Origin of the sequence: Orrella daihaiensis, from assembly GCF_022811525.1 — a bacterium.
Lineage (GTDB): Bacteria > Pseudomonadota > Gammaproteobacteria > Burkholderiales > Burkholderiaceae_B > Algicoccus > Algicoccus daihaiensis.
The window spans coordinates 871,659-890,817 of record NZ_CP063982.1 but is presented as its reverse complement, the minus strand read 5'-3'; the positions used below and the strand labels follow the sequence as shown (position 1 = coordinate 890,817).

Below are 19,159 nucleotides of genomic sequence, written 5' to 3'. Positions count from 1 at the left end.
AGTCGCCTAGGTCTGGCTGCTGTTGCCCTCAAAGGCAGCAGCAGCCCGGTTCATGCGATCCCTCACCCCCATCCAGTCAGGCTCATCGGGCACTTGCTCGGCAATGACCACACTCACACCTGACTCATCCACCCGTCTAAGCGTTGCGTAAAGTGCTCTGGCATAGGCTGCTGGCATCATGGGCATGCGAATCAGGTGAACACGATCTAGAGGCAGCTGCCTGTCTGAGCGCAACAGCACGGCCACGTTACCTTCGTGAGTGTCTAGCCAATCTCGCACGCAATCCTCAAGCTTGTGTTCGACACATAGAATTAAAGGCGTGAATGGCGCGTAGTGTGCCTTTAACGAGCCCGACACACGGGGGGACTGCGCAGTGTGTCCTGTCACTGGACACCCAAGCACAGATTGAAGCGCCTCTAAACTAATCGCACCGGGACGCAGCAGCGCCGGCGAAAGGCCATTCTGAACCCCAGATAAGTCAACAATCGTTGACTCAATCCCGACCTCGCTGTCACCGCCATCCAAGACCAGCAGTCCATCAGGCCACATTGATGCAAACTCAGTGCGAACATGATCTGCCTGAGTGGGGGAGACTCGTCCAAACCGGTTAGCCGATGGCGCCGCAACGCCAGCTCGTGGCTGCCCTGCGGCTGCTTTCAATTCAGCAAACTTAATCAGCAATGCCTGCGCCACAGGATGAGAAGGACAGCGAACGCCGATGGTATCTTGTCCGCCACTGACCGACGCATCCACTGCAACATGGCGCTTTAGAATCAAAGTCAACGGTCCTGGCCAGAACGCTCGCGCCAGAGCCCACACCTGATCCGGGATGTCTTGGCACCATGCCGCCATGTCCTCGGGTTTAGCAATATGCACAATAACCGGGTGACTGCTCGGTCTACCTTTGGCCTCGTAGATTTTGGCGACAGCCGCGCGACTAGCCGCATCAGCGCCAAGTCCATAAACCGTCTCGGTCGGAAACGCAACCAAACCACCTTGCATCAAGGCGTGCGCTGCCTGTTCGATTTGAGACTCGGTTGCTTGCACGATTATGAAGGCACGACTGCCCTGCAAGGCAAATCCAATAGGTCAACAATCTCATTGGCCACACCGACTGCTTGCTCAAACGTCGGCGCCGTGATGTTGATATGACCCATTTTTCTGCCTGCACGGGCGCAACGCTTGCCGTAGAGGTGCAAGGATGTACCGGGTTTGGATAGCACCGCGTCCCAATCCGGCTCTTGCGGTTGATCGCTCTGGTGACGCAACCAGACATCACCAAGCAGATTAAGCATCACAGCAGGCGCGAGCAATCTGGTGTCGCCTAAGGGCAAACCTGCCATGACCCTGACTTGCTGCTCAAACTGGCTAGAAACACAAGCATTTTGCGTGTAGTGACCACTGTTGTGTGGTCTTGGCGCCATTTCGTTGGCAATCAGACTGCCATCTTTCAACACAAAAAACTCAACACAAAGTACACCGTGATAACCCAGTCCATCAGCAATCTGACCGGCTGCCTGGCACGCGGCTCTAGCGGTATCGGTCAACACACCATCAACATGGGTGACCGCGAGGATGCCATCGTGATGAATATTGCGGCTAACCGGATAAACCACCTGTTTGCCTTGCGTGTCGCGTGCAAGCACTACTGACAGTTCATAAGCCAGGTCAAGCTTGGCCTCTAATACGCAAGGCACTCGTTGGGCTTGCTCGAACGCAGACAAAACCTCCTGCCGGTTAGCAACCCGCCATTGACCTTTACCGTCATAGCCCAGTTGTGCCACTTTCAAGATGCCTGGGAAAAGTCCTTCTGGCAAGTGCTCAAGGTCTGATAGCTCGCGAATCTCGGCAAATGGTGCCACGGGCACACCCATCGACTCGATAAAGCGTTTTTCCAGACAGCGATCTTGCGCCGGGCCCACAGCCCTGGCGCCAGGCATGACATGGGTGCGTCTAGACAACAACTCCAGACTGCGTGCAGGCACATTCTCAAACTCGGTAGTGACCGCCAGGCAGCGCTTGGCCATTTCACCCAAGGCTTTCTCATCATCATAGGCAGCCATGATGTGGTCATCAGCCAAATCTGCCGTTGGTGATACCTCATCAGGGTCTAGCACCAGCACCCGATAACCCATCGACTGGGCGGCCTGACAAAACATCCGCCCTAGCTGACCGGCTCCAAGGACACCCAACCACTGCCCTGGTTTGACAATCATTTTTCCAACCTCATGGCGCGAGCCATCTCGGTCTGCGCAGTCCTGTACTGAATCAGCTTCTCTGCAAGCGCTTTGTCGGTGGTTGCCAAATTTGCGACCACGTGCAGTGCAGCATTGGCAGCCCCGGCTGTTCCGATCGCGAATGTGGCGACTGGCACCCCTTTGGGCATTTGAACGATCGATAACAGCGAATCTTGGCCCTGCAAATGTTTGCTGGGCACTGGAACACCAAATACAGGGATGTGTGTGAATGCAGCCACCATGCCCGGCAAATGAGCCGCACCACCTGCACCGGCGATGATGGCTCTTAAACCTCGATCGTTGGCGGTCTGGGCATATTGCGCCATATCAGAAGGCATCCGATGTGCTGACACCACGCGCGCTTCATGCGGGATTGCGAAATGTTCAAGAATGGCGACCGCTTCGGACATGACGTCCCAGTCGCTCGAGGAGCCCATGATGACACCCACCAAGGGCGAATGATTGTTGCCAGACAGATTGCTTGTCATAAGTAGTGACCTGAACAGCATTCAAACGGTCATTTTACCCGTTGGGGCAAGACCGTCGTGTAGAGAAGAAGGTGGCTAGGCGCTTAGACGCTCTAGCGCTTCACGGTACTTGGCAGCAGTGGCTTCGATAATTTCAGCGGGCAAGCGTGGTGCCGGCGACGTTTTGTTCCAGGGCTGGGTTTCAAGCCAATCCCGCACAAACTGCTTGTCATAGGATGGCGGGCTGATACCCTCACGCCAACCATCGGCCGGCCAAAACCGGGAGGAGTCGGGCGTAAGGACCTCATCCATTAGATGCAATTGTCCCGCCTCATCCAAGCCAAACTCAAACTTGGTGTCAGCAATCAGTATCCCTCGGCTTGCCGCATATTCGGCCGCTTCCTGGTATAGCCGCAATGTGGTTTCCCTTATCTGACGAGCCAGCGAATCACCAATCGCATTAACGACGTACTCAAAGTCGACGTTCTCATCATGCTCACCCACGTCGGCTTTGGCAGCAGGCGTAAAAATCGCTTCGGGCAGCTTAGCAGCCTGTTGCAGTCCCGTGGGCAATACAACCCCACAAACCGATCCTGTTGTCTGATAATCCTTCCAACCTGAACCAATCAGATAGCCACGGGCCACTGCCTCAACCAATATTGGCTTTAAACGCTTGACCACCATGGAACGGCCGCGAACCTGATCACGCTCACCGGCTTGAACCACCGACTCAGGGTCGATACCCGTGGCATGATTGGGAATGATATGGCCAAGCTTACCCAACCAGAATTCCGTCAATTTGGTTAGAACTTCGCCCTTACCGGGAATTGGGTCATCCAGAATGACATCGAATGCCGAGATACGGTCTGAAGCCACAATCAGCAACTTGTCATGGCCCACGGCATACATATCACGCACCTTGCCGCGGGCGATAAGCGGCAAGGAAGTGATGCTGGATTGATGCAAAGTCACAGTGATCCAAGCCCCAGCTTATTGCACAACTTGGGCAAGCTTGCCTGCGGCGTAGTCGGCTGCAATATCAACCAACGGACGGGCTGTGATCTTGCTGGCATTGCCAGCAGTGCCAAATTGCTGATAGCGCGCCACACAGATGGCCTTGGCCGCTGCTCGGGCAGGCTTCAAATACTCACGCGGGTCAAACTTGCTGGGGTTCTCGGCGAAGAAACGACGGATTGCACCGGTCATGGCAAGACGGATATCGGTATCGATGTTGATCTTGCGTACACCGTACTTGATGGCTTCCTGAATTTCTTCGACAGGAACGCCATAAGTCTCTTTCATGTCGCCGCCAAACTCTCGGATTTCAGCGAGCAATTCTTGCGGCACACTCGAACTGCCATGCATCACCAAGTGGGTGTTGGGCAAGCGCGCATTGATTTGCTTGATACGCTCAATCGAAAGGATGTCTCCCGTTGGCTTGCGAGTGAACTTGTAAGCACCATGGCTGGTACCGATCGCAATAGCCAAGGCGTCTAGTTGGGTCTGACGAACAAAATCGGCCGCCTGCTCGGGATCAGTCAACAACTGATCCATGGTCATGGTGCCTTCGGCGCCATGACCATCCTCTTTGTCGCCTTTCATGGTCTCTAACGAACCAAGGCAGCCCAACTCCCCCTCAACCGTCACACCAAGCTTGTGGGCAATATCAACCACCTGCCTGGTAACCTTGACGTTGTAATCGTAGTCGGCGATGGTTTTACCGTCTTCCATCAACGAGCCATCCATCATGACGCTAGAAAAACCCAGATCGATCGCTCCCTGACAAATCTTGGGTGACTGGCCATGATCCTGGTGCATCACGATTGGTATGTGGGGATAGGACTCCACGGCTGCTTGGATCAGATGCTTCAAGAAACCCTCTCCTGCGTACTTGCGTGCGCCTGCAGATGCCTGCATGATGACGGGACTATTGGTTTCTTCAGCGGCCTCCATGATGGCCTGAACTTGCTCGAGGTTATTGACGTTAAATGCCGGGATGCCGTAGCCGTTTTCTGCAGCGTGATCTAACAGCTGGCGCATGGAGACGAGAGCCATAATGAAGTCCTTGCAATGAAATTAAAAAACCGGGGTGGACTGTGATGAAACACAACCTGCAAATTTCCTGAAACTTCACCATTTTACCCTCAACCGCTGCGTGCCAAGCCGATAGACCACTGAATGCAACCAACACAGACCCAGCAAATCGAGATACCTCTGCCAGACACGACCACGAGCGTCTATTGGCAAAGCGCCCACCACTGGAATCCACCCCGACACATAGAGACAATTGGCACGAATGTCTCGGCCAAGAGCGCCGGTCGGGCACTCGGCCAGTCAACGGCTCTGCTGTGCCAAGGGGACTATCAACAAGCCAGACAACTGTTGAGCGCAATCAAACGGCTGATCAACAATAAATCGCGTTCGTTTGAACCCGTGGATCTCCCAGAGCGGTTTCACCGTATCCGTCTGCAACGCTCGCAAGCTGCTCGGCAAGCCGGGCTATTGCTCGTTGAGATCAAGCCAGGCTATGCGATTCACCTCGCTGGCGCACCAGATGCTCATGACGCTTTGCGCATGGCCTATGGTGAACGACTAGAAGAGGTGGATTTTGTGGTGCCGTTGTCCGAACTAGTCGGGGTTCTGAGTGCATTCGAATGGCATCGCCAAGGTTTGCCCGTTGCGGCTCTGGGACACAACATTTTTCCTCGCTGGGGTGTATTTGCTCCCACCCGGCATGAGTATCTGGATTTGGTCATGCAAGCCGAGCTACCCAGCCCATGTGACACAGCCGTCGATGTTGGCACCGGCACCGGCGTATTGGCCATGCTATTGGCTAAGCGCGGGATTCAACAGGTCATTGCCACCGATGTCAATCCAGCTGCATTGGCTTGCGCAACTGACAATGTGCATCGAGCAAACCTGCACACACAAATCACTATCTTGGACTGCGACCTGATTCCCGAAGGGAAATTCGACCTGATCGTGTGCAACCCACCTTGGTTGCCGGGTGCAGCCAGTGGACCATTGGAGGCCGCCATTTATGACCCACAGCATCGGATGCTTCAAGGTTTTTTAAATGCGGTGGGTGCACATCTGCAACCCAATGGCCAGGCATGGCTAATCCTGTCCGATCTTGCTGAGCACTTGAAATTGAGAAGCCGGGAAGACTTACTGGGCTGGTTCGAGAACGCAGGTCTCGTCCCCGTTCATCGTCTGCAAACCAAGGCATCGCATCGCAAACTATCAGACACCAACGACCCACTGATGCCCTTTCGCCGCGCTGAAATCACGTCTCTTTGGCAGCTGCGACTTTCTTGTTCGGGCGAAACGCCTTAACCACGGCGGGATCAGTCTCGATGTAAGGCCCACCAATCAGGTCAATACAGTAGGGCACCGCAGCAAACAAACCTGAAACGACTACCAGCCCATCTTTCTTTAGCCCCTCAAGGGTCTCGGCAATGGCACGTGGCTGACCTGGCAGATTGATAATTAATGCTGCGTGGCCATCAATTTCTCGCAAGGCACCGACTTGTCGCGACAAAATCGCCGTTGGCACAAACTGAAGGCTGATCTGACGCATTTGCTCGCCGAATCCTGGCATCTCTCGGGTGGCAGCAGCCAGCGTGGCCTCGGGTGTGACATCGCGTCGAGATGGCCCTGTCCCCCCCGTGGTGAGCACCAGATCACAACGGGCCTGATCCACCAACTCAATAATGGTGTCAGTGATCAAGTTTTTTTCATCGGCGATCAGTCGTTCGTGCACCTCAAATGGACTGACCAGAGCCTGGGATAGCCAGTTTTTAAGCGATGGCACACCCTGATCGGCATAGACCCCCTGACTGGCACGATCTGAGACGGAAATTAACCCGACTCGTAGGATGCTGGCGCTCACGATTTGGGCTTGATCAGACATTTGGCACTCCGGCTGGCTGAGTGCCAGCTCAATTGAACGAGAAAGCTGTTACTTTACTCCGACAGATCGGTTGATCAAGAGAGATTTTGTTGCAATGCAACATAAAATCGGTTGTAATCCTTCTACCGCCCCTATAAGGTTGAATGCCCGTGAGCCAAGCCGACACATCTTCTGAGAATAAACACCCCTTCCCGCTGCTCCCGCCGGTGGTCGATGCAGCCATGGAATACGCCGTGGATGCCTGGCAACGCGGCGTGCTGACTGCTGATGTCATGCGACAGCGTGGTAATCAGTATCAACGCCACATGTCCAAACAAGCGCCCAATGTGTTGAGCATGAAAGCTGAGGTCGTGCTCGATGGTCGTACACTCGAGCGGCCAGTCAACTATGTGTTGACACGCATCGCGCCGCCAAAGTCTATGCCTGTTGACCCGATCAAACGACCGTTCGTCGTTGTGGATCCGCGTGCTGGCCATGGACCGGGAATTGCCGGGTTTAAGCCAGAAAGCGAGATCGGTGTCGCCATCGAGGCAGGCCATCCCTGTTATTTCATCGGATTTCTCCCCAAACCTGAACCTGACCAGGGCGTTGAAGATGTGGTCTGGGCAGAGACGCGGTTTCTGGAAGAAGTGATCTCGTTACATCCAGAGGCTGAAGGCAAGCCCGTGGTGATTGGCAACTGCCAAGCTGGCTGGCAGCTCATGATGGCTGCCGCGACACGCCCAGAGCTCTTTGGCCCCATCATCATCGCTGGCGCCCCCCTGTCTTACTGGGCTGGCTGGCGCGGCAAGAACCCCATGCGTTACACCGGCGGCCTGGCTGGCGGCTCCTGGATGACCATGATGGCCAGTGACTTAGGCGGTGGCATGTTCGACGGCGCCAACCTGGTACAAAACTTCGAGAACTTAAATCCAGCCAACACCTATTGGTCCAAACAATACAACCTTTACTCCAACGTCGACACTGAGGCCAATCGGTATCTTGGGTTTGAGCGCTGGTGGGGTGGCCATGTCTTCTTAAATGGCAAAGAAATCCAGTACATCGTTGACAACCTATTTATCGGTAATAAGCTGTCGACAGCCCGCATGGTGACTAAAGACGGTTTGCGTATCGACTTGCGCAACATACGCTCGCCCATCATCGTGTTCTGTTCGAAAGGCGACAACATCACGCCGCCCCCACAGGCACTTGGCTGGATCACAGATCTTTATCAGACAGACAAAGAAGTGCTGGCTCACGGTCAAACCATCATCTATGCGGTGCACGAAAGTATCGGTCACCTCGGCATTTTTGTGTCAGGTGCCATCGCCAAAAAAGAGCATCGTGAGTTCACCTGCAACATTGACATGATCGACGTGCTGCCAGCGGGTATCTACGAGGCTGTCATTCATGACAAAACGCCCGAGACACCAAACGCTGATCTGGCCTACGGCGACTACGTATTAACGTTCGAGCGCCGCCACCTCGCTGACGTTGAAAAAATTGTGCAACATCGCGAAGACGATGACCGCAGGTTTGCGACGGTCTCGCGCCTGTCACAGGTCAATATCGGTTTATACAAATCCTTTATGCAACCATGGATCAAAGCGATTGCGACCCCGCGCACCAGTGAACGACTGCAAAAGCTGCACCCCTTGCGTTTGCCCTATGAGACCATCTCCGATAAGAACCCTTGGATTGCGTCGCTCGCACCAGTGGCAGTCCAGGTTAAGAACCACCGAAAGCCAGCTGCCAAGGACAATCCATTTCTGCAAATGGAGAAGCAGATCTCTAAATCCATTGAGTCTGCCCTCGAACTCTACGGTGAATGGCGCGATAATCTGATCGAACAAACGTTCATGGCTGTCTATGGTGCGCCGCTGGTACAAGACATTGCTGGTCTTGGTGCCAAGGAAGGCGCACCTCGCGAACACCCGGGCGTGTCACCTGAACATCTGGCCTTTGTTAAGCGTCGCGTGACTGAACTGCGCAAACTCGTGGAATGCGGTGGTATTCGTGAAGCCAGTATCCGGGTGATGATATACATTGCACAAGCCCAAGGTGGCATTGATGAGCGCAGCTTTAACCTGATCCGCCAATTGCGCGCACATCAGGAGCACACACTGACGCTACCGGCCTTTAAACGCATGGTGCGCGAACAAGCCATGGTCATGGTGGTTGACCCAGAAGGCTCAGTCAACTCGATTCCCACTTTGCTTAGTCACCATAGCGCTGATGAAATCAACAAAGCAGCCGAATTTGTTACCCAGGTCGCTTTGGCCAGCGGCTCACTGAATCAAGCCGGCAAGCAACGGCTCGAACAAGTCTGTCAGCTGTACACCCAAGCGGCCAAACAGGCCAAGACCCGTTCGCGTGGCAACAACAAAGGGATGCAAACCACAAGCCTCAAACGGGACGAACAGCAAGCGCTATCAGTAACCGCTTCTGGCAAGCCGTCTGCCAAGCGCGCGACGCCACGCAAGGCTGTCACCAAAGCAGCAACTGTAAAAAAGAGCACTGCTCGTAAAACCGCTGTTAAGAAGGTTGCCAACAAGTGAACCTAGAAGGTAAACCGCATTATCACGAGCCCGTGAAGTTTGATGCGCTCGTTAAACGGGCTGCTGGCATTGCGCCGGCAGTGTGTGCGGTGGCCCACCCCTGCGATGAAACTTCTCTGACAGCTGCGGTCGAAGCCTTTGAGCTTGGCTTATTGATACCCATACTTATTGGCCCCAAAGCCAAAATTAAGTCAATGGCCAGTCAATGCAGTCTAGACATCAGCAAACTTCAGCTGATCGACACGCCTCACAGCCATGCCTCTGCTGCCGAGGCGGTAGCACAAGTGCGCGCAGGCAAAGCTACTTTGCTCATGAAAGGCAGTCTACACACTGATGAATTAATGCATGAGGTCGTCAAGGCTGACACCGGGCTGCGCACCGCGAGGCGACTGAGTCACATCTTCGTCATGGATGTACCCACCTATGCAGAACCATTATTTGTCACAGATGCAGCCATTAACATCGCCCCGGACCTGCTTTGCAAGGCAGACATCGTGCAAAACGCCATTGATCTGCACATAGCACTTGGCCTTGGTCAGCCGCGGGTGGCGATTTTATCGGCCGTCGAGCAAGTCAACCCGAAAATTCCAAGCACAATTGAAGCTGCAGCATTGTGCAAGATGGCTGAGCGCGGCCAAATCACGGGCGGCCTTCTCGATGGACCGCTAGCGATGGATAACGCGGTCAGTCCCCAAGCTGCTCAGATCAAGGGGCTGACATCGCCTGTGGCAGGTCACGCTCAAATTCTGGTGGTGCCAGACCTTGAGGCTGGCAACATGCTCGCTAAGAACCTGTCGTTTCTTTCTGGTGCTCACGCGGCCGGTATAGTGCTCGGGGCGCGTGTTCCGATTATCCTGACAAGTCGCGCCGATTCGAAACAAAGTCGACTGGCTTCATGCGCATTGGCGGCGCTATATGCGCACCACCAAAGCACAACCAAGCCAGCCGTGGTTTAAACGAGCACCCGGAAGTTACGGGCCTCGTTTACTCGTTTACTCGATTACGCCCGTTGCTCTAGCGCAGCGACAGCAGGCAGGGTTTTACCTTCCAAAAACTCCAGAAAAGCTCCACCGCCGGTTGAAATGTAGCCGACCTGATTGCTGATACCGAACTTGGCAATGGCAGCCAGCGTGTCGCCACCGCCCGCAATTGAAAAGCCATCGGAGTCGGCAATCGCGCGAGCCACGCCTTTGGTGCCATTGGCAAACGCATCAAACTCAAAAACCCCCACAGGACCATTCCAAACGATGGTGCCAGCCTTAGCCAAAATCTCAGCGAGTTGCTCGGTGGTCTTTGGTCCAATGTCCAGGATCAGGTCATCTGGTTGTACAGCATCAGCTGCTTTGACTTGTGCCTGTGCCGACGCTGAAAACGCTGTAGCCACCACGACATCAACCGGGATCGGAACGGCCGCCCCTCTTGCCTGCATCATTTCAATCACCGACCGAGCCTGGCCGACCTGATCAGCTTCAGCCAAGGACTTTCCAATCGACAACCCCGCGGCTAGCATGAAGGTGTTGGCAATACCGCCACCAACAATCAACTGGTCGACTTTCTGGGCCAACGCTTGCAATATGGACAGCTTGGTGGAAACCTTGGAACCACCGACGATTGCGACCATCGGGCGCTTTGGCTCGCGCAGCGCCTTACCCAACGCCTCTAGTTCAGCCGCCAACAAGGGGCCTGCGCACGCCACTGGCGCCTGCAGTGCCAATGCATGTGTTGTCGCTTCAGCCCTGTGAGCAGTGCCAAAGGCATCATTGACATACACATCACAGAGCTTGGCCATTTTCTGGGCCAGCTCGGTACTATCTTTTTTCTCGCCGACGTTACAACGGCAATTCTCTAGCAAGACCACTTCGCCTGCCGATACGTCAACACCGTCAAGCCAGTTAGTGAGCAACCTGACTGGCTGACCGAGCAACTCCTGCAGGCGAACGGCCACTGGAGCCAAGCTATCTTCTGGCTTAAGCTCACCCTCGGTGGGACGCCCAAGATGGGAGGTGATCATCACCGCCGCACCTGCATCGAGTGCGAGCTTGATGCCGGGCACTGACGCACGAATACGGGTGTCTTCCGTAATCCTGCCCTGATCATCGAGCGGTACGTTCAGGTCAGCACGAATAAACACCCGCTTGTTTTTTAACTCGCCCGAATCAGCGAGTTGCGCTAGAGTCTTGACTTTCATTGATTTACTTTGCTTTCATCAATGCAACCGTGGTGTCCAGCATACGATTGCTAAAGCCCCACTCGTTGTCATACCACGATGAAACTTTCACCAGCTTGCCAGACACTTTGGTTAAGGTTGCATCAAAGTTGCTCGACGCCGGATTGTGATTGAAATCGATCGACACCAATGGCGCTGTGTTGTATTCCAAGATACCCTTTAACTCACCATCCGCGGCTGCTTTGAGGATTGAATTAACCTCCTCCACTGTCGTCTCACGCTTGGCAATAAACGACAGATCAACGATAGACACGTTGATGGTCGGCACACGGATCGCATAGCCGTCAAGCTTGCCATTTAATTCCGGCAAAACCAGACCAACAGCAGCAGCAGCACCAGTTTTGGTGGGAATCATGCTCATCGTGGCCGAGCGTGCGCGACGCAAGTCTTCGTGATAGACATCTGTCAGAACTTGATCGTTGGTATAGGCGTGCACTGTGGTCATCAAACCCGTCTCAACACCGAGTTTGTCATTCAATGGTTTGACCAAAGGCGCCAGGCAGTTGGTTGTGCATGACGCATTGGAAATCACGGTGTGCTCTGCCTTGAGTACGTTTTGGTTAACACCGAACACCACCGTTGCATCGACATCCTTACCGCCAGGTGCCGAGATGATGACTTTCTTGGCACCGCCTTTTAGGTGAGCTGATGCTTTTTCTTTGCTGGTAAAAAAGCCCGTGCACTCAAGCACCACATCAACACCGAGCTCGCCCCATGGCAATTCGGCTGGATTGCGATTGGCCAGTACACGAATCTTGTCACCGTTGACAATCATGTGTTCGCCTTCAACGCCGACCGTGCCGGGGAATTTCCCATGTGCCGTGTCGTACTGCGTTAGATGCGCGTTGGTTTGAGGATCGCCGAGGTCATTGATCGCCATGATCTCAATATCATGCTTTTTGCCACCCTCGTAGTGGGCACGCAGAATATTGCGGCCAATCCGACCATAACCGTTGATTGCAACACGAATTGCCATGACACCAATCTCCTTGTTTACAAAACCTGTTTGACGGCAGCCACTACCGCATCTGCCGTTAGCCCAAAATACTCGAACAAATCACCGGCTGGCGCTGACTCTCCATATCGGTCAATACCAACCACTGCCCCTTCTAGACCCACATACTTGAACCAGAAATCCCGCACACCGGCTTCAACCGCCACGCGTGGCATGCCCTTGGGTAGTACGGACGCTCGGTAGTCAGCTGTCTGCAACTCAAATACGTCCGTGCTTGGCATGGAAACCACGCGGACAGCGATACCCTCACTAGCCAGAGTCGCTTGCGCTTTGAGCGCGAGTTCAACTTCAGAACCCGTTGCGATGATCACTGCCTTGGGATGATCAGCATCAGACAGGACATACCCACCACGACTGACGTTCGAAAGTACTGTCTGGTCGCGCTGAACAAATGGCAAGTTCTGGCGCGACAATAACAGAGCCGTTGGCCCTCCCTCTCGCACTGACATGCCAATGCTCGCCGGACGTCCAATAGCAGCTGCCCACGCAGCCGCTGTTTCGACCGTGTCACATGGTCGCCACACCGATAAATTCGGAATCAGACGCAGGCTAGCTGCATGCTCCACTGATTGATGGGTTGGGCCATCCTCGCCTAGACCAATTGAGTCATGCGTGAATACGTGTATCACGCGTTGCCTCATCAATGCAGCCATACGTATGGCATTGCGCGAGTAGTCAGAAAACGTCAAAAACGTGCCGCCAAACGGCAAATAACCACCATGCAAAGCAACCCCGTTCATGATGGCAGCCATGCCAAACTCTCGCACCCCATAGTTGATGTGGCGCCCAAAACTGATCCCACCATCCCCTGCCCGCACTGGCACCGCACCAGCCCAATCGGTAAAGTTCGAGCCCGTTAAATCGGCAGACCCACCGAGCATTTCAGGCAAAGACTGCACCAGCGCTTCGATTGCTTGTTGCGATGCCTTGCGAGTCGCGAGCGTTTGGGCTGCCTGATCGGTTTTAGCCATCAGCTGCTGCACAATTGCCTCAAAATCTGCAGGTAGATCACCAGCCATGCGGCGTGACAGTTCTTTAGCTTCAGCCGGGAATTGCTTCTGGTAGGCCTCCCAGCGCACCGACCACTCACGTTGTAAAGTCTGGCCACGCTGACGCATATCCCAAGCGGCACGAACCTCTTCGGGCAGCTGAAATGGTTGATGAGTCCAACCCAAAGCACCACGTGTGGCGGCAATTTCAGCATCCCCAAGTGGGGCACCATGGACCTTGTCAGTGCCCGCCATATTCGGAGCACCCTGTCCAATCACCGTCTTGCAAATGACCAGTGTCGGTCGTTGCTGCGTCTCACCGAGCGCCTCGGCCTGAGTCAGTGCCGCATCGACCGCCTCTGGATCATGGCCATCGACATCACGCACCACGTTCCAGCCATAAGCCTCAAATCGGCGAGCCGTATCATCTGTAAACCAGTTCTCGACTTTGCCATCGATCGAAATACCGTTGTCATCGTAGACAACGATCAACTTGCCCAAGCGCCACGTACCGGCCAACGAGCAAACCTCGTGCGAGATACCTTCCATGAGGCAACCGTCACCGACAAAAGCATAAGTGCGATGGTTGATGACTTGATGATCACCCCGATTGAATTCCGCTGCCAGCAGTGCCTCAGCCAGTGCCATCCCCACTGCATTGGAAAGCCCCTGACCCAGCGGTCCCGTTGTCGTCTCTACACCAGGCGTGACGCCGACCTCTGGGTGCCCCGGCGTTTTTGAGTGCAGTTGGCGAAACTGCTCAATTTCGCTCATTGGCAAGTCATAGCCACACAAATGCAACACGCTGTATATCAGCATCGAGCCGTGCCCGTTGGACAACACAAAGCGGTCACGATTCATCCATGCCGGATCAGCGGGGTTATGTCGAAGGTGTCGGGTAAACAGACTGGTGGCGATTTCAGCCATTCCCATCGGCGCCCCCGGGTGACCGGACTTGGCTTTTTGGACGGCGTCCATGGACAAGGCTCGGATGGCATTGGCCATTTGGGCGGGGGAAGCGGCAGATTCAGACATGGCAGGCAGACTGTGCAGGTAAGTAAAGATCGCCAGGCAAACGAATTGTTTAAGCGTGACTATCAGGGAAACCCCGGATTTTAGCACCTGAGACTCTTGTTGATTCCGTGGCGCGCCGGCGCTCGGGTAACATCTGATTCCATGAGTCTGCCTAGATTTTTCTGTGAAATACCGCTTTTGGCCAACACCAAGGTGGCGTTACCCGATCAAGTCAACCATCACATTCGGGTACGCCGCCTGAAAGCTGGTCAGGAAGTCGTGCTTTTTGATGGGTCAGGCGTACAAGCCACCGCCCTTCTGGAGTTTGAAAAATCTGGACAAGCCATTGCTGTCGTCAGTGACATCGCAAAAATCGATCGGGAATTGCCGTATCGGCTGACCCTGGTCCAAGGCATTGCCAGTCAGGACCGTATGGACTGGGTGATCGAGAAAGCCGTTGAGCTTGGGGTTACCTCATTGATCCCGGTGACCGCGCATCGCAGCACCGTGAAATTAAGCCACGATCGAGCCGCCAAGCGCACGGCTCAGTGGCAAAAGCAGGTCGTTGCTGCTAGCGAACAGTGTGGCCGCAACCGTCTGATGCAAATTCATGCCCCTTGCGCCGTCGATGAGGCGATTGCGAGTGTAAGCGATCGGCCCATGCTGCTTTGTCACCTGCACTCACAAACGCTTCGTCTTGACGAGCCCTCAGTGCTAGAGGCCATCAGATCAGCAAAGGCTGCGAGCATTATCGTTGGGCCCGAGGGTGGGTGGGAAGACCACGAAGCAAGCCGCTGGCTAGACGCCGGCGCCTACCCTATCTCACTCGGGCAGCGGGTCTTGAGGACAGAAACAGCCGGTCTGGTTGCCGTCGCAGGCCTTAGTTGGCTGATAGGCTAGCGGGACTGACAGGCCACCGGGTCGCTGACTATTCCTCACTCCAGTTATGAACAACGCCAGGTACATCGTCTGGATGCTTACCGCCGTGTTCAATGCAGTAAATAAAAACTCGTCCGCTATCCGATGCGGTGCCCACAACGTCACCGAGCACCTGTTGCAATTCAGCAAGATCGCGCTCAATATCGGGATCGGCTGAATGCAAATCCTTGAACACAAGAACAATCCCGACTTTTTGATCTTCAATGGTGTCAGTCAAGCAGTCGTATAAGCCCTCAAAACTGCCACCAAAAAACTGCGGATAATCCACGGCCTTAACGACAGCCCGAAACAGCGCTGAGCGGTTACGCGCTCTGGAGCAATCAGCCTCGCACCACACCAACTCCCCCGTTTGCGCCATCGCAACAAACTCTTGCGCATGCTGATGGCTCAATTCGCCGCCTTTCTTTAACAAATCTCGTAACTGCCGATCTGCCTGCTTACTCATCGCCAGCACCTTTATGAATCCGAGTCACATGCGCGAATCGTATCCACATAACGGGCTGGAATCAATCACTCTTTGTGACATTTTGTGAGTGACCCATTGCGATACGCAAAAAAGCAACAGGTCACGAACCACAAAAAGACTGTCAAGTCTTAATCCCTACCGGTGTGATGGTTAGCGTGCACCACGGTTACCGCTGTCATGTTGACGATTCTTCTCACGGTGGCACTTGACGTCAAGATATGAACCGGAGCGTTAACACCGAGCAAGAATGGGCCGACCGCGACATTGCCACCAGCCGCCGTTTTAAGTAGGTTGTACGCAATGTTACCGGCATCGACATTGGGGCAAACCACCAAATTCGCAGACCCCTTCAGCGTTGAGGTCGGCAAGATTTTGAGTCGCAAGGTTTCATCGAGCGCGCAGTCACCATGCATTTCCCCGTCGACTTCAATCTCTGGTGCACGCTCTCGAATCAACGATAGCGCTTCACGCATTTTGTCACCCGATGCGCTTGAGCCCGAGCCAAAGTTAGATCTCGATAATAGAGCCACTTTAGGCACTAAATTCAACCGTTGCATCTGTCGGGCAGCCGCCATGGTGAAAGCGGCTATCTGCTCAGCGGTGGGGTTCTCATTGACGTGTGTATCAACCACCGCCAAGGTGTGATTAGGCAACAGCAATATATTCATTGCCCCATACGTCGTCTCGCCGGGCGCAAGGCCGATCATTTGATCGACATAGCGCAAGTGATCCGAAAAGCCCCCAACTGTGCCGCAAATCATGCCATCGGCATCCCCGAGGTGGACCATCATCGCGCCAATCAGCGTCAAGCGACGACGCATTTCCACCCGCGCCATTTCCTTGGTGACGCCTCGACGGCACATCAGTTCCCAGTAGGTCGTCCAATATCGGTGAAAGCGATCGTCCCAATCAGGATTGACCACTTCAACGTCTTCTCCAAGCTTGATACGCAGGCCATGCTTTTCGATTCGATCTGCCAATACGGTCGGGCGACCAACCAGGATCGGCTTGGCTAACTTTTCATCGACAACCACCTGAACAGCACGCAGCACCCGCTCGTCCTCGCCCTCGGTGAACACTATCCTGGCCTTGCCGCCAGCTTTCACAAATCCTTTGGCTGCGGAAAACACTGGCTTCATGAAAGCGCCAGACTGGTAGACGAACTGCTCAAGCTGCTCGACATAACTATCGAGATCCTGAATGGGTCGCAGTGCCACGCCCTCCTCCATCGCTGCTTTAGCAACAGCGGGGGCGATCCGTGTGATTAACCGCGGGTCGAAAGGCTTGGGAATGAAATACTGAGGTCCAAACGACACATCGCCTGTGCCGTAAGCTGCCTGCACCACTTCACTTTGCTCCTCTTGAGCCAAGCGGGCAATCGCGTGGACGGCTGCCTTTTCCATGCCCCGGGTAATGGTGGTGGCACCAACATCAAGCGCGCCACGAAAAATGTAAGGAAAGCACAACACATTATTGACTTGGTTGGGATAATCCGATCGCCCAGTGGACATCACCACATCATCACGCACTGCGTGGGCATCAGCCGGCAAAATTTCAGGGTTCGGATTGGCCAATGCGAGTATCAACGGGCGTACTGCCATCCGCGCAACCATGTCAGGTTTAAGCACGCCGCCAGCCGATAACCCCAGAAATACATCCGCATCACCAATGACGTCTGCAAGTTTGCGCGCATCAGTCTTTTGGGCATAACGGGCTTTATCGGGATCCATCAACGTCTGACGTCCCTCATACACCACACCCTCAATATCGGTTACCCAGATGTTTTTAAGTGGCAACCCCATATCCACCATAAGGTCTAGACAGGCCAGCGCAGCGGCACCAGCACCCGACACGACCACCTTGACCTTTTCAATCTGTTTATCAACGACCTTCAAACCATTGATAAACGCAGCCGTCACGCAGATTGCCGTTCCATGCTGATCATCATGAAACACCGGGATATTCATGCGTTTACGCAACTCGCGTTCGACCATGAAACACTCAGGTGCCTTGATATCTTCCAGATTGATGCCACCGAATGTGGGTTCAAGACCGGCAATGATCTCTACCAGTTTCTGGGGGTCTTGCTCATTAATTTCGATATCAAACACATCAATACCGGCAAATTTTTTGAACAAAACAGCCTTGCCTTCCATGACAGGTTTGGATGCCAACGCGCCGATATTGCCCAAACCCAGCACAGCGGTACCGTTGGTGATGACACCCACGAGATTGCCACGCGCTGTATAGCGCACAGCATTCACCGGGTCGGTCACAATTTCTTCGCAGGCGGCCGCCACGCCGGGAGAATACGCAAGCGCCAGATCACGTTGATTCGATAGTGTCTTGGTCGGTGCAATGGAAATTTTGCCGGGGCGGCCCTGCTCGTGATACAGCAGCGCGGATTTGCGGAAGTTTTCGTCCATGGAAGACCTGGTTCGTCAGAGAAAAACAAAAGTCGATTCTATCTGTTTTGATCTGATAGCGACACAAACACCTTGTCCGGATCAACAATATCTTTGGTTTGCGCATCAAGCTCAGCCATCACGTCTTCGCCAATCCCGTGTTGAATCGGACTATCTAGCGCAATCTCGGTCTTTTTAAATGTCGCAGCAACGAGCCAGCCCAGAGCGCCACCATGACCAATAAAAAAATGCGCCAGATTCACCTGATTGACGTCTAACAAAGCATCAAGATGGAATCGCGATGGCCATAGCTGTCGATCAATCCCGGCTCGTACTTCAGGCGCCCCAGATAACTCGAAAAGTTTAGGCACCAATTTCTGAGCCGCTAACGACGCAAGCGGCTGGGCATCCTGGGCACCAAAGGCGCCAAATACCTCAATCGTGCCATTTGGCAATAACCAGTCTATGCTGACCAGGCGGCCATCTAGCCCACTGCGCGATAAAGAAAGGTGGCGATAGGCGCTAGCAAACCAAAGCCCCAGATTCTCGACACCACCCGTCTCGGGTGCTTGGACTAAGCCTGCTGCCTGCATCACGGCCAGGGTGCAGCCCGCATCCACCCGCCACAAACCACTATCGCCCAGGGGGATTAATGATCCCCAGGCACTGCCAGCCTCAACCCACAAGATGAATTTGCCACGATCACATGCTGGTAGTTCAATACCTTGCAGAACCATCAAAACGTGATAACTCTGACACAACTGCCTCGCCTGAATCACGTCATCAAGCGAAGCGGGTAGCAAATGCGCTTCGCGCTCGGCCAAAAGCCGAACTGACCCCTGACAGGCGCGACGCAGCGTGACAACAAATTTTGACCAGTCGTCATGGGCTGTGGCTTGTCGCCCAAACAGGAAAGACCGACGAGACGCTGAATCAGCCACTACAATTTC

The 19,159-nt window shown here is 54.3% G+C and carries 16 protein-coding genes; 4 read left to right on the top strand and 12 right to left on the bottom strand.

What is annotated here, in order from left to right; all coding sequences use genetic code 11:
- Nucleotides 1–6 precede the first annotated feature (6 nt).
- The 5 genes from DHf2319_RS04305 to fba form a co-directional block, all read right to left on the bottom strand.
- Nucleotides 7–1,047: an L-threonylcarbamoyladenylate synthase gene (locus DHf2319_RS04305; protein ID WP_256462168.1), complete on the bottom strand. Its 1,041-nt coding sequence runs from the start codon at nucleotides 1,045–1,047 to the stop codon at nucleotides 7–9.
- A gap of 2 nt (nucleotides 1,048–1,049) precedes the next feature.
- Entirely contained in the window at nucleotides 1,050–2,216 is a 1,167-nt protein-coding gene (locus DHf2319_RS04300; RefSeq protein WP_243479597.1) for a 5-(carboxyamino)imidazole ribonucleotide synthase, read from the bottom strand.
- On the bottom strand, nucleotides 2,213–2,725 hold the full coding sequence (purE, locus tag DHf2319_RS04295) for a 5-(carboxyamino)imidazole ribonucleotide mutase (protein ID WP_243479596.1): 513 nt from the start codon (nucleotides 2,723–2,725) through the stop codon (nucleotides 2,213–2,215). The genes DHf2319_RS04300 and purE overlap by 4 nt, the downstream gene beginning before the upstream one ends.
- A 75-nt stretch (nucleotides 2,726–2,800) precedes the next feature.
- Nucleotides 2,801–3,682 carry a phosphoribosylaminoimidazolesuccinocarboxamide synthase gene (locus DHf2319_RS04290; RefSeq protein WP_243479993.1) on the bottom strand — a complete coding sequence of 294 codons (882 nt, stop codon included), beginning with the start codon at nucleotides 3,680–3,682 and terminating at the stop codon, nucleotides 2,801–2,803.
- 12 nt (nucleotides 3,683–3,694) lie between these two features.
- Nucleotides 3,695–4,759, bottom strand: a complete 1,065-nt coding sequence (fba, locus tag DHf2319_RS04285; protein WP_243479595.1) for a class II fructose-bisphosphate aldolase — start codon at nucleotides 4,757–4,759, stop codon at nucleotides 3,695–3,697.
- A 123-nt stretch (nucleotides 4,760–4,882) separates the two neighbouring features.
- Here fba and DHf2319_RS04280 point away from each other — a divergent pair, with 123 nt between their 5' ends.
- Nucleotides 4,883–6,040, top strand: coding sequence for a methyltransferase (locus DHf2319_RS04280; RefSeq protein WP_243479594.1), 1,158 nt, complete (start codon nucleotides 4,883–4,885; stop codon nucleotides 6,038–6,040).
- On the opposite strand, the gene mog is transcribed toward DHf2319_RS04280, so the two are convergent.
- Complete coding sequence (mog, locus tag DHf2319_RS04275; RefSeq protein ID WP_243479593.1) at nucleotides 5,991–6,617, bottom strand: molybdopterin adenylyltransferase; 627 nt, start codon at nucleotides 6,615–6,617, stop codon at nucleotides 5,991–5,993. The two genes, DHf2319_RS04280 and mog, sit on opposite strands and share 50 nt — an antisense overlap.
- A gap of 221 nt (nucleotides 6,618–6,838) precedes the next feature.
- Between mog and DHf2319_RS04270 the strand changes: the two genes are divergently transcribed.
- Nucleotides 6,839–9,154: a DUF3141 domain-containing protein gene (locus tag DHf2319_RS04270; RefSeq protein WP_440137315.1), complete on the top strand. Its 2,316-nt coding sequence runs from the start codon at nucleotides 6,839–6,841 to the stop codon at nucleotides 9,152–9,154.
- A gap of 32 nt (nucleotides 9,155–9,186) precedes the next feature.
- The gene (locus DHf2319_RS04265) at nucleotides 9,187–10,110 is read left to right on the top strand and encodes a phosphate acetyltransferase (RefSeq protein WP_243479989.1); all 924 of its coding nucleotides are present in this window, start codon (nucleotides 9,187–9,189) and stop codon (nucleotides 10,108–10,110) included.
- A gap of 44 nt (nucleotides 10,111–10,154) precedes the next feature.
- Here the strand turns inward: DHf2319_RS04265 and DHf2319_RS04260 are convergent, their stop codons facing one another.
- From DHf2319_RS04260 to tkt, 3 genes are read right to left on the bottom strand one after another with little or no spacing between them, the layout of a single operon-like run.
- Nucleotides 10,155–11,342: a phosphoglycerate kinase gene (locus tag DHf2319_RS04260; RefSeq protein WP_243479591.1), complete on the bottom strand. Its 1,188-nt coding sequence runs from the start codon at nucleotides 11,340–11,342 to the stop codon at nucleotides 10,155–10,157.
- A 4-nt stretch (nucleotides 11,343–11,346) separates the two neighbouring features.
- On the bottom strand, nucleotides 11,347–12,357 hold the full coding sequence (gap, locus tag DHf2319_RS04255; protein WP_243479590.1) for a type I glyceraldehyde-3-phosphate dehydrogenase: 1,011 nt from the start codon (nucleotides 12,355–12,357) through the stop codon (nucleotides 11,347–11,349).
- 17 nt (nucleotides 12,358–12,374) lie between these two features.
- Nucleotides 12,375–14,420: a transketolase gene (tkt, locus tag DHf2319_RS04250; protein WP_243479589.1), complete on the bottom strand. Its 2,046-nt coding sequence runs from the start codon at nucleotides 14,418–14,420 to the stop codon at nucleotides 12,375–12,377.
- 141 nt (nucleotides 14,421–14,561) lie between these two features.
- On the opposite strand from tkt, the gene DHf2319_RS04245 reads away from it, so the two are divergent.
- Nucleotides 14,562–15,299 (top strand): 16S rRNA (uracil(1498)-N(3))-methyltransferase, encoded by a 738-nt coding sequence (locus DHf2319_RS04245; RefSeq protein ID WP_243479588.1) that lies wholly within the window; start codon nucleotides 14,562–14,564, stop codon nucleotides 15,297–15,299.
- A 28-nt stretch (nucleotides 15,300–15,327) separates the two neighbouring features.
- Here DHf2319_RS04245 and DHf2319_RS04240 read toward each other — a convergent pair whose 3' ends face one another.
- The 3 genes from DHf2319_RS04240 to DHf2319_RS04230 all read right to left on the bottom strand — a co-directional run bounded on the left by DHf2319_RS04240 (nucleotide 15,328) and on the right by DHf2319_RS04230 (nucleotide 19,150).
- Nucleotides 15,328–15,783 carry a barstar family protein gene (locus DHf2319_RS04240; RefSeq protein WP_243479587.1) on the bottom strand — a complete coding sequence of 152 codons (456 nt, stop codon included), beginning with the start codon at nucleotides 15,781–15,783 and terminating at the stop codon, nucleotides 15,328–15,330.
- A 149-nt stretch (nucleotides 15,784–15,932) separates the two neighbouring features.
- Nucleotides 15,933–18,230 carry an NADP-dependent malic enzyme gene (locus DHf2319_RS04235; protein ID WP_243479586.1) on the bottom strand — a complete coding sequence of 766 codons (2,298 nt, stop codon included), beginning with the start codon at nucleotides 18,228–18,230 and terminating at the stop codon, nucleotides 15,933–15,935.
- A 38-nt stretch (nucleotides 18,231–18,268) separates the two neighbouring features.
- Complete coding sequence (locus DHf2319_RS04230; protein WP_243479585.1) at nucleotides 18,269–19,150, bottom strand: hypothetical protein; 882 nt, start codon at nucleotides 19,148–19,150, stop codon at nucleotides 18,269–18,271.
- Nucleotides 19,151–19,159: the final 9 nt, after the last annotated feature.